This window comes from Amycolatopsis japonica (assembly GCF_000732925.1).
GTDB lineage: Bacteria > Actinomycetota > Actinomycetes > Mycobacteriales > Pseudonocardiaceae > Amycolatopsis > Amycolatopsis japonica.
The window spans coordinates 5,279,209-5,294,606 of sequence record NZ_CP008953.1 but is presented as its reverse complement, the minus strand read 5'-3'; the positions used below and the strand labels follow the sequence as shown (position 1 = coordinate 5,294,606).

The window sequence follows — 15,398 nt, the reverse complement described above, 5'->3', positions numbered from 1 at the left end:
GAGTCGCCGGTGCTCACTCAACCGTTGGCGGACGCGATCGCCGAAGCCGAGAAGGTCATCGCGGAGGCGCCGCACATCCGCACCGAACAGGATCTGGTCGAGGGGTACGACTACCTCGCCGGCAGCATCCGCGCCTCCCTGCAGATGGCGTGGGCCTACGAACGCGACTACCCGTTCTTCACCCAGTCCACCGGGCCGTACACGAAGATGGGCCTGGACAACCCGGACACGCTGTACTTCAACGCGAACATTCGCGAGGACCGCGAGTACGTCGTCACCGGGACGCGGGGGAGCACGGCCGACGTCAGTTTCCAGGTCCTCAACGGCGACTACTCGCCCGTCGAGGTGCCGGACAGCCTCGCCGCCTTCGACGATCGTGAGATCGAGATCGCCGACGACGGCTCGTTCGAGCTCCGCTTCGGCCCGGCGAAACCCGACCCCGGCCCCAACTATTTCGTCCTCGGCCCGGGTTCGTCGATGCTCGTGGTGCGCGAGGTCTACAGCGACTGGGCCACCGAACGCCGCGGCACGATCCAGATCCAGTGCGCCGACACCGCGGGTGGTGCGCCCGCGCCGCTCACCCGCGACGGGCTGGCCAAGCGGTACGGCGTCACCGGCAAGATCCTGCTGAGCAGGCTGCGTACGTTCCTCGCCTTCCCGAAGTGGTTCTACCTGAACCTGCCGGTGAACACGATGACCGAGCCGCGTCCCACACCGGGCGGGCTGACCACGCAGTACTCGTCGGCCGGGCACTACGAACTCGGCGACGAGGAGGTCATGATCGTGACGGTGCCGCGTTCGGACGCGCCCTATCAGGGCATCCAGCTCGGCAGCGTCTGGTACCTCTCGCTCGACTACATCAACCATCAGACGAGCCTCACCGCCGACCAGGCGCGGGTCGACCCGGACGGCAAGATCCGTTTCGTGATCAGCGAACGCGACCCGGGCCTGGCCAACTGGCTCGAACGCACCGGCCACGACCGCGGGTACGTCCAGATCCGCTGGCAGCGCCTTTCCCGTGCGCTCGGCGAGGCCGACGGTCCCGAGGTCGAGGTGGTGACGTTCGGCGAACTCGCCGACCGGCTGCCGTTCTACGACGAAGCGCAGGTGACCCCGGGGGAATGGGCGGATCGGATATCGGCCCGTCAGACCGCTGTCGCGGCGAGGATGCTGGGATGACGGATCTGTTGCGGGACAAGGTGGTCGTGGTCTCCGGCGTCGGTCCGGGACTCGGCCGGTCCATCGCCACCCGCTGCGCCGCGGCGGGCGCCGACGTCGTCCTCGCGGCCCGTACCGAATCGCGGCTCGCCGAGGTCGCGAAGGAGGTCGACGCACTTGGCCGCCGCGCGGTCACCGTGCCCACCGACATCACCGACGACGCTTCGGCCACGAATCTCACCGAAACCGCCTTGAAGGCGTTCGGCCGGGTGGATGCCTTGGTGAACAACGCTTTCGCCATTCCGCCGATCATGGATCTCGCCGACGTCGACCTGGCCGACGTGCGGGCGGGGTTCGAGACCAACGTGCTCGCCGCCCTGCGGCTCACGCGGTTGTTCACGCCTTCGCTCGCGGAGAGCGGCGGTTCGGTCGTGATGATCAATTCGGCCGTGCTGCGGCATTCCCGGCGGACGTTCGGCGCGTACAAGATGGCGAAGGCGAGCCTGCTCGCGCTCGCGCAGAGTCTCGCCTCGGAACTCGGGCCGCAGGGGATCCGGGTCAATTCGGTCGCGCCCGGCTACATCTGGGCGGACTCGCTGAAATGGTACTTCGCTTATCTGGCCAAGGAACGCGACGTGCCGCCGGAGCAGGTGTACGCCGAGACGGCGGAGACGATCGATCTGCGCCGCCTGCCGGAGCCGGACGAGATCGCCGACACCGTCGTGTTCCTCGCCTCGTCGCTCGCCCGGTGCGTCACCGGCCAGTGTCTCGACGTCAACGCCGGCGAATACCACCACTGAGCCTGTAGGCGGAGCTGCAGAAGGATTCGAAAGGCGATTAGACGCGTGAACCCGCCCCGGCCGAAGGCCCCGCTATCGCGGTGGCAGGGCGCCTTGTCCGCCATCGTGAGGTAGATGACCAGGCAGCGCCCTGCCGACGTCGATCGCGGATGCGGGTTCACCAAAAGATACTGAGAGGGAGAACATGTTGCCAGGGCGGGAAAACGTCGGCACCGTGGAAGACCTGCACGCGTCGGCGGCGAAGCTCACCGGGTTGGACGACTTCGGTGGCGAAGACCATCTCGAAGGTCTCCGCGTGCTGTTGGATTCGTACGCCGGCGAGGCGGGATTGACCCCGTACGGCAACAAGATCCATCGCGCCTTCCTGCGCGGAGCCCTGGTGGCGAGGTCGCTGAGCGAGGCCTCGTGGAAGCAGAACCCGGAGTACGCGGACGTTCCGGTCGAGCGGCCCATCTTCGTCACCGGGCTGCCGCGCACCGGGACCACGGCGCTGCACCGGCTGCTCACCGAGGATCCGGCGCACCAAGGGCTGGAGGTCTGGCTGACCGAGGTGCCGCAACCGCGTCCGCCACGCGAGACGTGGGCGGAAAACCCGGTCTTCCAAGGGATCCAGGCGGGCTACGAGAAGCACCACGTCGAGCATCCCGAGTTCATGGGACTGCACCACATGTCCGCCGACCAGGTCGAGGAATGCTGGCAGCTGTTGCGGCAGTCCCTGAAATCGGTGTCCTACGAATGCCTCGCGCACGTGCCGTCGTACTCGCGCTGGCTGGACGGGCAGAGCTGGACCGACGCCTATCGCAGGCACCGGCGGAACCTGCAGCTCATCGGTCTGCCCGACGCCGGGCGCCGTTGGGTGCTCAAGAATCCGAGCCATCTTTTCGCGCTCGACGCGCTACTGGAGGTGTACCCCGACGCGCTGATCGTCCAGACCCATCGCGCGCCGAGCACGATCGTCGCGTCGGTGTGCAGCCTGAACGAGCAGGCTTCGGAGGGCTGGTCCGACGTCTTCCGCGGCGACGTGATCGGCCGGAGCCAGCTGGATCTCTGGGCGCGGGGTGCGGAAAAGTCCTTGGCGGCGAGGAAACGGCATGATCCCGCGCGGTTCTGCGATGTCCGGTACGAGGATTTCGTCGCCGACCCGATCGGTACGGTCGAGGGCGTGTACCGGCATTTCGGTCTCCCGCTGAGCGACGCCGCGCGGGACGCGATGACCGTCGTGCATGCCGAAAGCCGTTCCGGGGACAGGAAACCCGTGCACCGGTACGACCTCGCGGACTTCGGGCTCACCGCCGGCGAGGTCGACGAACGCTTTTCGGCCTACCGCGCCGCCTACGACCTCTGACCTCCCGCATTTCGTCCTCTGAATGCGGTAGTTGCACGCGCAAGGAACGCATTCAGAGGACGAAATGCGGAAGGGTCAGAAGCCGGCGACGCGTTGCGAGGGCAGGCCGCGCGTCGTGATCCCGCGCAGGACCTCGACGCGGTCCGAGCCCGGTCGCCCGAGCACCCAGCTCGACCCGGGGACCTCCTTGGCCTGCTTCTTCAACGGTGCCAGCAGCCGGGAAGCGTCCTTGTAGGACCGGATGGCGCCGTTCCCGCACACCAGGGTCGCCAGTGAGACCGTCACCGGGAGCCCGTCGGCCGACCATGGCGTGTCCAGCAGCGCGGTGGCGACCGTGCCGATCTCGTCGACGTCGCAGGCGATCAGGAAATCGTCGCCGCCCACGTGGCTGACGCGCATCCGGCGCAGCCGGGCCTCCAGATCGGTGAGCGTCCGGCCGAGCGTGCGGATCAGGTCGTCGCCCGCCGCGAACCCGGCGGTGTCGTTGACCGTCTTGAACGAATCGACGTCCAGCCAGGCCGCGACGAACGGCTCCCGCGCGTTGATCCGGCGGTCGACGTCCCTCGCGACCGCGTCGCTGCCGGGCAGGCGGGTCAGCGGGCTCAGCGAGACCGCCTCCTCGACCTTCGCCTCCGCGACCCCGCGGACGACCTCGTTCACCAGCACCACACCGACACATCGGCCGCGGTCGTCGACCACGACGACGTCGTCGCCGGTCCGGCCCCAGTCCGCGTCGGTGACCAGTTCGAGGAATTCGAGCGCGCTCGCGTCGGCGTGGATCGTGTGCGGCCGGTCGGCGAGCCTCGATGCCGGCCGCTTGGCGTGCAGGGCGTGGCCGTACAACCCGGTGACCGCGACCAGGAACCGGGTCCGGTCGATCGACCACTGTGGACGGTGGCGGTCGTCGATGCCGACGATGCCGCTCGGGCCGTCGGCGGCGGCCAGTACCTCGCGTACGTCGTCGCAGGTCGCGTCTTCCGGCAGCGTGGTCGCGGGCCGGAGGAAGTCGCCGACGCGGCGGGCGCGGGCGGTGCCGGGGATGAACGGGCCCGGCGCGTCCGGCGCGGGCAGCGGCGCGTGGTCGCCGTCCGGCGGGGCGAGCAGGTTGCCCTGCGCGATCCGCACCCCGAGCCGCCGGGCGGATTCCAGCTGCTCCGTGGTCTCCAGCCCGGTCGCGACCAGGCGGTTGTCGGTGCGTGACGCGAAGTGCAGCACCGCTTCGACCACCGCGACGGCGGCCGGGTCGTGCGGCAGGCCCCGCAGCACGCTGCGGTCCAGTTTCACCAGGTCGACGGGCGCCGAAGCGAGCAGCGTCAGCGGGAGGTCGCCGCGGCCGAGGCCGTCGAGCGCGAGCCGGAAGCCGAGTTCGGTGAGCCGCCGCATACCGGTCAGCAGCAGGTCGGCGGGGATCTGCGTGAACGGCGGCCCGATCTCCAGCACCACGTCCCTCGTCCGGCGGCCTGCCAGGCTGAGCGCGTCGGTCAGCGGGTCGAACTGCGACGGCGGCGCCGCCACCGTCCGCGCGGACAGGTTCAGGTGCAGGGGGAGGGCGGCCTGCGGTTCGCGCAGCTGCCGGACGGCCTCGGCGGCCAGCCCGACGTCGACCTCGGCCAGCCTGCCGTTGCGCCGGGCGTCGGCGAGCAACTCGTGGGCGGTCCCACGGCCCGGCCGCGCCAAGGCTTCGAACGCGACGACGCCACCGGTGTGCAGGCTGTACAACGGCTGGTAAGCGAAGCGGACAGCGATCTGCAACGTCACAAGCGCATATTCGCCGGTGACGGCGCGAAACAAAACACGTGTCAACTGATGTTCATCGCGAAGGCACCTGGGTTACCTAGAACGGCGTAACGCACGCCACCCGATCAGGTGTTTTCTTACTTGCCACGGTGACAATCGGAAAAGTGCCGACATTGCTTCGGTCGTACCCGAAACATCTTCGCGACCGCTCGTGAAAGCGCGCTGGAGCTCCGTGGGCAACGTGAAGAACAGATCGAAGAACACCGGGACCAGTTCGGGCGGCATCCCGCACAACGCGCGCAAGCCATGCCGTCGCAAGCCGTGCACGGTGCATGCCGAGGACGGCCACAGCGCCCGATGCGCGGCCGACGCCACCGCGGCGGGGCCTCGATCCCAAGCCTGGACGACGGCGTCCGCGACCGGCTCCGCGAGCCGCACCGACGTCGCGACGCTGTACCCGGTCGCCGGATGCACCAGCGCCCCGGCGGCCCCGAACGGCACCGTCCGCCCACGCCGGGGCGCGGGCAGGTCGAGCACGATCCGCACCCGTTCCTCGCGCCCGCGCGACGTCAGGCCGACACCTCGGAGCCGGGCGCGCAGCCGTGCCGCCAGGACGTCCAGCGGAAGTCCGGGTTTGCGGGCGAGCGAAGTCTCCTCGACCAGGATGGTGCCGTCGCCGAACGGCAGTACATAGAGGAATCCGGACTCCGTGTCCCGCCAGTCCATGAACACGGCGGTGTCCGGGCGGTCGACCAGGCGCAGCGCGTCCTCGGCGGGGAGGACGACGCCGAACGCCGTCTGTTCGTACCGGTTCTCCCTCGGCCGGGCGCCGGTGGCGTCCACGTACAGACCTGTCGCGAGGACCCGGCCGTCCTCCAGGCGCACCGAGGAACCCAGCCGTCCGTGGTCCACGCCGGACACCGTCCCGGCGACGACGTCGTAGCCCTCGTCCAGCCACCGGCGCAGGCCGTCGTTGTCCACCACGAGGTAGCGGCGGTCGAGGACGTGCGGTCCGGTTCCGAAGGCGAGCGTGGCCGACGGCGCGCACGCGACGGCGCTCGTCGGCAGCGCGGGCAGCTCGTCGGCCCACAGCCCGTAGGTCGCGCGCCAGCGTCTGCCCGGCGCCGGGTCGATCAGGACCGTCGCCAGGCCGCGCCGGGCGCAGGCACGCGCGAGCGCCCGGCCCGCCGGGCCGCCACCCGCGATCACCACGTCCGCCACCTTCGTATCTCATCACGCCGCCCCGACGGATACGGTGTTGCGCATGGAACAGACGGACCCGAGGACGTGGCGGCGCGATCCGGCGAGCGAGAGCGCCGGGTTCACCGACCTCGCCACGAGCCCGTTCCGGATCGACCGGGACCGGATCGCCGCCTCGCCCTTCTTCGCGCGGCTCGGCGGCGTGACGCAGGTGGTCAGCGCCGGCGGTTCCGGGCTCCTGCACAACCGCCTCACCCACAGCCTCAAGGTCGCGCAGGTCGCCCGCGCGATCGCCGAGCGGATCAATTCAGCCAGCGATTCGGCCGAACTCGCCGCGAAACTGGGCGGCTGCGATCCGGACGTCGCCGAGGCAGCCTCGCTCGCGCACGATCTGGGGCACCCGCCGTTCGGGCATCTCGGCGAGCAGACCCTGGACCGGATCGCCCGGCACCGGTTCGGCCTCGCCGACGGTTTCGAAGGCAACGCGCAGTCGTTCCGGATCATCACCACGACCGACGTGCGCGGCCCGTCCGCCTCCGGTCTGGACCTCACCACGGCGGTGCGCGCCGCGGTGCTGAAGTACCCGTGGGCGCGGTTGCACGTGCCCGATCCGCATCCGACGTCGATGGACGTCCAGCCACGCGGCGCCGCCGAACCGGCCGACGCCCCCGGCACGGGTGCGAGCAAGTTCTCCGCCTACAGCACCGAACTCGACGACTTCACCCAGGCGCGGGCCCCGTTCGCCGGCCGGATCGAGCCTTGGCAGCAGACCGTCGAAGCGTCCGTGATGGACACCGCCGACGACATCGCGTACGCCATCCACGATCTCCAGGACTTCCACCGGATCGGTGTCCTGCAGCACGCCCCGGTCGCCGCCGAGTTCACCGGCTGGGCCGACCACGCGGCGGAACTGGCCGCGCTGGACGACGCCACCTTGACCGCCGAACGGCGGCTGCCCGGCCGTTCGCTGGAACGGCTGCGCCGCCGGATGCACGCCAAGGACGGGTGGATCGTCGACGACGACGCTTTCACCAGCGCCGTCGCCCGTGTGCGCGACGAACTCGTCGACGGTTTGCTCGCCACCGGGTTCGACGGTTCCATCGAGGCCGAACAGGCCACCGCCGCCTTCTCCGCGAAATGGACCGCGCGGCTCGTCGACGGCGTCCAGGTGGTGGCGTCGCCCTCCACCCGGACAGGCCATCTCACGCTGCGTCCCGCGCAGTGGCACGAGGTGCAGGTGCTGAAATTCGTGCACCGGCGGTTCGTCCTGCTGCGCCCGGAACTCGCGCTGCACCAACGCGGACAGGCGAGCCTGGTGACCACCTTGGTCGACGCGCTGGACGCGTGGCTGCTCGACCGCGACGAGTTCTACCGTCTCCCGCGACGGCTGCACGATCTGGTGGAACTGGCGCGGTCCGAGTTCTCCGCGTTGGCGCGGACGTCGCCGGAGCTGCTCATCGGAGCGACCGGGGAACCGGTCACCGGCGCGGACGCCGTACGCGGCCTGGCGCGGGGACGGGCGGTCGTCGACTTCGTGGCGTCGCTGACGGACAAGCAGGCGGTGACCCTTTTGGACGGCTTGTCGGGCCGTGCTTCGCAGCCTTGGTCGGACTCGTTCGTCCTGTAACGACACGATTACCCTGAACGGCCCACGACCTGCGGCCGAATCCGGAAATTCTCCATCCGACGTCACCCGAACGGCTCCTGCCGCCGGTGCGCGCCCGGTACTTAGCTTGATCCAGCCGGTGATCGCCGGCGTCGGTCAGCGTGAGTCGGGGCACGCGCCTAGGAATCGGAGGCGCACGTGCGTCCAACCCGTTCTAGTAGGAGAAGAAGAACGATCCTGACCGCGGGCACCGCGGCCCTCGTCACCGCGCTCGGCCTGGTGAGCCCGCCCGTCGCGATGGCGGAGACCACGCAATCCCCGGACGCGTTCTCGGAGAACACCGTCCGGCAGATCGAGGCACTGCAGTCGATCAAGAAGAGCCAGAACGCCGGTGAGTCCAAAGTGGACAGCCGGCTGCTCGTCGAACAGAAACTCCGCGCGCAGCGGATGTCGGCCTCCGCGGTTCCCGCACTGGGGTCTGGGGCGAATGTCTCCGCGGCCGGCACCGTACTCGTGGACATCCGTGGCCAGGTCTCGGAAGAACTCCTCAAGGGACTGCGTGAATCCGGTGCGGGGATCCGCGCGGTCTCCGAGCGGTACGGCAGTGTCCGCGCCGAGGTGCCGCTGAACGCGGTGCCGTCGATCGCGGCCCGCGCCGACGTCAAGAAGGTCGAGACCGCCAACGAGGCGTTCACGGCCCGCCAGCTCGCCGAGCCCGCCACCGCGGGCAAGCGGGAAAGCAAGGAGGAGAAGGCCGCCCGGATCGCGGACGAGCTGAAGAAGGCCGTCGAGGCCAAGGGACAGGTCGGTATCGCGGCAGGGCCGACCAACAGCGAAGGCGACCGTGCGCACAACGCCGACACCGCCCGCCAGCAGTTCGGCGTCACCGGCGTGGGCACCAAGATCTGCGCGTTGTCCGACGGCATCGACTCGCTCGCGACCTCGCAGGCACGCGGCGAACTCCCGGCGGGCGTCGACGTGATCCCCGGCCAGGAAGGCGACGGCGACGAGGGCACCGCGATGCTCGAGATCATCCACGATCTCGCGCCGAACGCGGCACTCGGTTTCGCCAGCGCGTTCAACTCCGACGCCAGTTTCGCCGACAACATCCGCAAGCTGCGCTTCGACGCGCACTGCGACGTCATCGTCGACGACGTCCTGTACTTCAAGGAATCCCCGTTCCAGGACTGGATCATCGCCCAGGCCGTGAACGACGTGACCGCGAACGGCGCGCTGTACTTCTCCTCGGCCGGTAACGAGGGCAACGTCTCCGACGGCACTTCGGGCCACTGGGAAGGCGACTTCGTCGACTCCGGCAAGAGCATCGGCAAATACGCCGGTACCGCGCACAACTTCGCCGGTGCCGCGGGCAACCAGATCTTCCAGCCGATCTCGAGCGCGTCGGGCCGGGTGCCGGTCACGTTGTTCTGGTCGGACCCGCTGGGCCGCTCGAACAACGACTACGACCTGTACCTGCTGAACGCGGCGGGCAACGTCGTCGACTTCAGCCAGGACGTCCAGACCGGTACCCAGGACGCCTACGAACGGGTGGACACCACGGGTGTCGCCGGGCTGCGGCTGGCCATCGTCAAGTTCTCCGGTGAGGGCCGCTACCTTTCGCTGTCCGCGCTGCGCGGCCGGTTCACCGATTCGGCCGACGGCCTCAAGGCCTACACCAAACCCGGCGTGACCGTGGGCCACTCGGCCGCGCGGGACGCGTTCAGTGTCGCGGCGGCCCCCGCCGCCAAGGCGTTCCCCCGTGCCCTCGAACCGGGCGACCCGGCCAACCCGGCGGGCCCGTTCCCGGCGGCGTTCGGCGCGACGTCGAAGGTCGAACGGTTCACTTCGGACGGTCCGCGGCGGATGTTCTACCAGGCCGACGGCACCCCGATCACTCCCGGCAACGTGTCCGGGACCGGTGGCGAGGTCCGGAACAAGCCGGACATCACCGCGGCCGACGGCGTCTCCACCAGCGTCACCGGCTTCACCACGTTCTACGGCACGTCGGCCGCCGCGCCGCACGCCGCCGCGATCGCGGGCCTGGTGCTCTCGGGCAACCCGGGGCTGCCCCCGGCCGAGGTGCGTGAAGCGCTGATCAACACCGCCGTCGACATCCTGGCCCCCGGTCGCGACAACTCCAGCGGGGCGGGCGTCATCCTCGCCGACAAGGTGCTCGCCTACACCGGTGCCAGCCCGCAGCCGCTCGCGTCCGCGGGCCAGCCGACGGTCACCCCGGCCGACGGCGGATCCGCGCTCGACCCGGGCGACACCGCCAAGGTCACCCTGCCGGTGACCAACCGCGGCGACGGCACCGCGACGTCCACCAGTGTCGTGCTCTCCAGCCCGACCCCCGGTGTCACGGTGGCGCCGCGATCGAAGTCCTACGGCACGATCAGCCCCGGGCAGACCGGCGTGAACGACTTCACCATCACCGTTCCCGCCACGCAGGAGCTCGGGGTGCCGGTGGTGCTGAACGCCCGCGTGACCTTCGCGGGTTCGTACTCGCCGACGACGTCCACGTTCTCGCTGCCGGTCGGCACCCCGTCGCCGGTGACGCAGAACTTCGCCTACGCCGGTGACGCGGTGGCGATCCCGGACAGCGATCCGACCGGCGTGACCGTGCCGATCACGGTGAGCGGTGTCGGGCGCGCGTCGAAGCTGACGTTCTCGGTGGACGGCGCGACCTGCAACACCGACCAGACCTCGGCGACCGTGGGCATCAACCACTCGTACGTCGGTGACCTGGTCGGCACGCTGACGTCGCCCGCGGGCGCGAAGGCGACCGTGTTCCAGCGCAGCGGCGGCTCGGGCAACAACCTGTGCCAGGTCGTCTTCGCCGACAACGCGGCCGCCGCGTTCAGTTCGGTGACCGCGGCGAACGCGCCGTTCACCGGCACCTACAAGCCGGCGCAGGCGCTCGGCGGCCTGGCCGGTGCGGCGGCCGACGGCACGTGGAAGTTCACCGCGGTCGACGTCGCCGGTGGCGACACCGGTTCGATCCGCTCGATCTCCTTGCACATCAACGGTTTCGTGCAGCCCGGCGTGGCCGAGCGGCCCGCGGGTGTCGGGAAGTCGGTGGGGAAGGGGCCGGTGAAGCCGGTCTAGTCCTCCGGTCATGCGCGTGAAGGCCTCCTTCCCTCGGCTCAGCCGAGGGAAGGAGGCCTTCACGCGCGAAAGCGGAGTCGGGAGCGTGTTGCGAAAGCCACTTTCGCAACCTTCAACGTTGCGAAAGTGGCTTTCGCAACGCCTGCCGACGCCAGGCCCCGTACGTTGGACCCATGGCGAGGGAGCGGCAGGTGGCGGGCGGGGGCCGGGCGGTCGAGGTCGCCCCGGATCGGCTCGAAGGCTGGTACGCGCGCTTCGCCGTCCGCAACGAAGGCGTCCGTTCGACCGAACTGAAGCCGGATACCGTCACGGTCGTCGCGGACAACGGCGTCGTCGCCGTCGCGACCGTCCCTTTCGGACCGTTGAAGGCGGTAGGAACGGTGACGGGGCTGGCCGTCGGCCCGCTCGTCGAACACGCGCTGATCTCGCGGAGGATCGCGCTCTTGCTTGTCCGCCGCGGCGGGCACAGCGTCGGGATCGCGCGCGGGGGAGTGGTCGTCCAGTCCAGGACGGACCGGCATCTCGTCCAGGGCCGGTCCGCGGCGGGCGGGTGGTCGCAGCAGCGGTTCGCGCGGCGTCGGGAAGGGCAAGTCCGCACAGCGCTACGGGCCGCCGCGGAAGACGCCTTCGAAGTGCTCGTCCCTCAACTGTCCGAAGTGGACGCCGTCGTTCTCGGCGGTGACCGCCGCGCCTTGGAAACCCTGCGCGAGGACAGGCGGCTGGCGCCGTTGTTCGAGCGTGCCGAACCCCGAGTTCTCGACATCCCCGAACCGCGCCGCACGGTGCTCGAAGACGCGGCGGAGCGGGCCGTCGCGGTCGAAATCACCCTCGCCGGGCCGTGACGTCGGGCACGGTCGGATAAAATCGTTCGACAGCGGCCCGTACACTGATCGCGTGGACATCCTCTTGGAGTAGCTCCTCGCCGGCCCGTCGGCCGGCGAGTCGAAGCTGTCCGCTCATCCACCCCTTGTACCGGGAGTTCCCGTGATCACGGCCTCTGGCCTGCAGCTGCGCGCTGGTTCGCGCATCCTGCTCGACGACACCAACGTCCGCATCCAGCAGGGCGACCGCATCGGCCTGGTCGGCCGCAACGGCGCCGGCAAGACCACCTCGCTCAAGGTGCTGGCGGGGGAGGGCGAGCCGTACGCGGGCGAGGTCCGCCGCAGCGGCGAGCTCGGCTACCTCCCGCAGGACCCGCGTGAGGGCGACCTGTCCGTCACCGCGAAGGACCGCGTGCTCTCCGCGCGCGGCCTCGACTCCTTGCTGCGCAACATGGAAAAAGCGCAGAACGCGATGTCGGAGCTGGTGGACGAGAAGGAACGCGACAAGGCGGTCAACCGTTACAGCCGTCTCGAAGAGCGCTTCGCCTCTCTCGGTGGGTACGCCGCCGAGAGTGAGGCCGCGCGGATCTGTTCCAACCTCGGCCTCGCCGACCGGGTGCTCGCGCAGACGCTGCAGACGCTCTCGGGTGGTCAGCGCCGCCGCGTGGAGCTGGCCCGGATCCTGTTCGCCGCCGCCGAAGCGGGCGCGGGCGGCAAATCCGAGACCATCCTGCTGCTCGACGAGCCCACCAACCACCTCGACGCCGACTCCATCAACTGGCTTCGCGGCTTCCTGAAGCAGCACGACGGCGGTCTCGTGGTCATCAGCCACGACGTCGAACTGCTCGCGGACGTGGTCAACAAGGTGTGGTTCCTCGACGCGACCCGCGGCGAGCTCGACCTCTACAACATGGGCTGGCAGCGCTATCTCGACGCGCGCGCCACCGACGAGAAGCGCCGCCGCCGCGAGCGCGCGAACGCCGAGAAGAAGGCGTCCGCGCTGCAGCAGCAGGCCGCCAAACTGGGTGCCAAGGCGACGAAGGCCGTGGCCGCCAAGAACATGGCCCGCCGCGCCGAGCAGATGCTGTCCGCGCTCGACGAGACCCGGCAGGCCGACAAGGTCGCCCGGATCAAGTTCCCCGAGCCCGCCCCGTGCGGCCGGACCCCGCTCACCGCGGAGGGGCTCTCGAAGTCCTACGGTTCGCTCGAGATCTTCACCGGGGTCGACCTCGCCATCGACCGTGGTTCGAAGGTCGTCGTGCTCGGATTGAACGGTGCCGGAAAGACGACTCTGCTCCGCCTGCTCGGCGGAATGGAAACTCCGGATACCGGCGAGACCATTCCAGGTCACGGATTGCGTTTGGGCTATTACGCACAGGAACACGAAACGCTCGACCACGATGCGTCCGTGTGGGAAAATATCCGTCACCTCGCGCCGGACACCGGCGCGCAGGAGTTGCGGAACCTTCTCGGCTCGTTCCTGTTCACCGGCGAGCAGCTCGATCAGCCCGCCGGCACGCTCTCCGGCGGTGAGAAGACGCGGCTCGCGCTCGCCGGTCTGGTGTCCAGCGCTGCCAACGTTTTGCTGCTCGACGAGCCGACGAACAACCTGGACCCGGCCAGCCGCGCCCAGGTCCTGGACGCTTTGCGCAGCTTCGCCGGAGCGGTCGTCCTGGTGACGCACGACCCGGGCGCGGTCGAGGCGCTGGAGCCGGAACGCGTGATCCTCCTGCCGGACGGAACCGAGGACCATTGGTCGGCGGATTATCTGGAACTTGTCCAGCTTGCGTGAGGCCTGCGTCCGTTCGGGTGCTTGATCGATGCCATCCGGCCACTGAAATGGCCCAATGTGATCGCGGTTTCAGCAGTTTTGCGCTCGTCGTCTGGCATTCCGGCGCTCAGTGTTCGATCATTGCGGCGACAGGGGCCGTTATGTGGCCCAGAACACTCTCGGCGGGAAGGCGATCGACGTGGCTGATCTCAAGAAAGGCGCGCGGATCACCGGCAACACGCGTGACAAGCTGGCCGCTGACCTGAAGAAGAAATACGAGAAGGGCTCGAGCATCCGCGCTCTCGCGGAGTCCACGGGTCGCTCGTACGGGTTCGTGCACCGGGTCCTCTCGGAGTCCGGCGTCCAGCTGCGCGGCCGTGGCGGTGCCACCAGGGTCAAGAAGAAGTAGTCACGAGGAAGTAGCGGACTGCTGCGCGGGGGGCGCAGTTCCCTTTCCAGGGACCGCTGTTTCACGGGTTTCCGCGGCGAGGAAGGCCAGCCTGGCACCGAGCAGGACCAGCGGATACACCAGGTAGCCGTACCGTGTCGCCGGAGTGAGCATGATCAGCGCGACCAGCCCGACGGCCATGCGCAGCAACGCGTCCGAACCGGTCGCGGGCGGGCGTCGCAGCAGCCAGACCAGGATCGCGACGGCCGCGATCCCGAGCAGGGCGAAGGAAACCGCCGTGCCCACCAGGCCGAGCGAGGCGATGAGGTGGCCGGGCAACGGGCTCGCCGCCGGTGACTTGATCACGCCGATTCCCATCGGGAACCGGAAGACGTGCTCGACGAACGCCTTGGGGTCCACCAGATAGACGGGTACGTGCAGGACGAGGGTCGTCACCACGAGTGCCGCGGCGAATCCGCCCAGTGCGCGAGGACCACGCCGCGTGATCAACAGGACACCCAGCACCACGATCGCCGGCGCGACGATGAGTTTCGCGCTGACCACCAGTGCCAGCACCAGACCCGACAGGACCGCGCGGCCCGTCGAGGCCAGTGCGAAGGACAACACCAGCAGTCCGACGATGGCCAGATCCGGGCCGGCGACCGCCCAGGTCAGCGCGGTCAGCGGGCAGGCGAGGGCGAGTTGTGCCGCGCTGACCGGGATTTTCGGCCACTTCAGCAGCCGCAGCGTCAGCAGTACACATGCGACGGCCGCCAGCGCGAACATCCAGCGCGCGTCGGTGAGGGCGTTCGCGACCGGTCCGCCGCCCAGCAAGGCGCGCGGCAGGCCGAAGACGGTCATCACGGGACCGTATGGCGTGTAATCGTTTACTTCCACCGCGCGACCGAGTGCGGTGACGTCGACGTACGGGGTTCCGTTCTCCAGAAGGAGTTTCGCCGAGCGTTCGATGACCCAGACCTCGGGCTGCGCGGCCCACGAGTTCGGCGTGACGAGCCAGTCCACTCCGGTCAGACGGCGAATGACGAGCATTCCCAACGGAAGGATCATGGCGAACAACCCGATGGCGCCGATACCCACCCACCGCGAGCCGAGCGCGCCGGGCAGCGCCTTGCCGCGCCGCGCGGCGATCGTCAGCCAGCCGGTGTGGACCACGGCGAGGCCGTAACCCGCGACGGCGAAGTTCGCCCACACGCGATAGCCGTAGAATTCCGCGACCGCCGTGTTCGCGACGGCGAAGATCAGGCAGCCCGTGTAGAAGACCAGGTCGATGGTCAGTCGTCGCCGGTCTGGGTCCTTGGTCACCGGCCCAGGCTACCGACGTGGCCACCTGCGCCGGAAAGAGGACGCGGAAACCGGGAAGCATCCGGTGTGCTCCGGTGTTGGTCATGCTTATATCCGGGAAAACTCTCGACTAATATCGAGGTTTTGGGGGCGAAGAGAGGGTTC

Annotated in this window: 11 protein-coding genes; 8 read left to right on the top strand and 3 right to left on the bottom strand. The window is 69.4% G+C overall.

The window, feature by feature from the left end; all coding sequences use genetic code 11:
• Nucleotides 1-9 precede the first annotated feature (9 nt).
• The 3 genes from AJAP_RS24315 to AJAP_RS24305 all read left to right on the top strand — a co-directional run bounded on the left by AJAP_RS24315 (nt 10) and on the right by AJAP_RS24305 (nt 3,303).
• Nucleotides 10-1,179: a DUF1214 domain-containing protein gene (locus tag AJAP_RS24315; RefSeq protein WP_038515474.1), complete on the top strand. Its 1,170-nt coding sequence runs from the start codon at nt 10-12 to the stop codon at nt 1,177-1,179.
• A complete protein-coding gene (locus tag AJAP_RS24310) occupies nt 1,176-1,958 on the top strand; it encodes an SDR family oxidoreductase (RefSeq protein ID WP_038515472.1) in 783 nt (260 codons plus the stop codon). The genes AJAP_RS24315 and AJAP_RS24310 overlap by 4 nt, the downstream gene beginning before the upstream one ends.
• 184 nt (nt 1,959-2,142) lie before the next feature.
• Complete coding sequence (locus AJAP_RS24305; RefSeq protein ID WP_038515469.1) at nt 2,143-3,303, top strand: sulfotransferase family protein; 1,161 nt, start codon at nt 2,143-2,145, stop codon at nt 3,301-3,303.
• Nucleotides 3,304-3,378: 75 nt separating this feature from the next.
• Here AJAP_RS24305 and AJAP_RS24300 read toward each other — a convergent pair whose 3' ends face one another.
• Together AJAP_RS24300 and AJAP_RS24295 are read right to left on the bottom strand one after the other, a co-directional pair.
• Nucleotides 3,379-5,061, bottom strand: a complete 1,683-nt coding sequence (locus AJAP_RS24300; protein ID WP_037344064.1) for a GGDEF domain-containing protein — start codon at nt 5,059-5,061, stop codon at nt 3,379-3,381.
• Between the two features lie 72 nt (nt 5,062-5,133).
• Nucleotides 5,134-6,261 carry a lycopene cyclase family protein gene (locus tag AJAP_RS24295; RefSeq protein ID WP_038515468.1) on the bottom strand — a complete coding sequence of 376 codons (1,128 nt, stop codon included), beginning with the start codon at nt 6,259-6,261 and terminating at the stop codon, nt 5,134-5,136.
• Between the two features lie 43 nt (nt 6,262-6,304).
• On the opposite strand from AJAP_RS24295, the gene AJAP_RS24290 reads away from it, so the two are divergent.
• The 5 genes from AJAP_RS24290 to AJAP_RS24270 all read left to right on the top strand — a co-directional run bounded on the left by AJAP_RS24290 (nt 6,305) and on the right by AJAP_RS24270 (nt 13,952).
• The gene (locus AJAP_RS24290; protein ID WP_038515465.1) at nt 6,305-7,867 is read left to right on the top strand and encodes a deoxyguanosinetriphosphate triphosphohydrolase family protein; all 1,563 of its coding nucleotides are present in this window, start codon (nt 6,305-6,307) and stop codon (nt 7,865-7,867) included.
• A gap of 213 nt (nt 7,868-8,080) precedes the next feature.
• Nucleotides 8,081-10,951 carry a S8 family serine peptidase gene (locus tag AJAP_RS24285; protein ID WP_038523796.1) on the top strand — a complete coding sequence of 957 codons (2,871 nt, stop codon included), beginning with the start codon at nt 8,081-8,083 and terminating at the stop codon, nt 10,949-10,951.
• Between the two features lie 173 nt (nt 10,952-11,124).
• Nucleotides 11,125-11,793: an acVLRF1 family peptidyl-tRNA hydrolase gene (locus AJAP_RS24280; RefSeq protein ID WP_038515463.1), complete on the top strand. Its 669-nt coding sequence runs from the start codon at nt 11,125-11,127 to the stop codon at nt 11,791-11,793.
• 142 nt (nt 11,794-11,935) lie between these two features.
• Complete coding sequence (locus tag AJAP_RS24275) at nt 11,936-13,564, top strand: ABC-F family ATP-binding cassette domain-containing protein (RefSeq protein WP_038515461.1); 1,629 nt, start codon at nt 11,936-11,938, stop codon at nt 13,562-13,564.
• A 178-nt stretch (nt 13,565-13,742) separates the two neighbouring features.
• A complete protein-coding gene (locus AJAP_RS24270; RefSeq protein WP_003071237.1) occupies nt 13,743-13,952 on the top strand; it encodes a helix-turn-helix domain-containing protein in 210 nt (69 codons plus the stop codon).
• On the opposite strand, the gene AJAP_RS24265 is transcribed toward AJAP_RS24270, so the two are convergent.
• On the bottom strand, nt 13,953-15,254 hold the full coding sequence (locus tag AJAP_RS24265) for a glycosyltransferase family 87 protein (protein ID WP_038515459.1): 1,302 nt from the start codon (nt 15,252-15,254) through the stop codon (nt 13,953-13,955).
• Between the last annotated feature and the right edge of the window lie 144 nt (nt 15,255-15,398).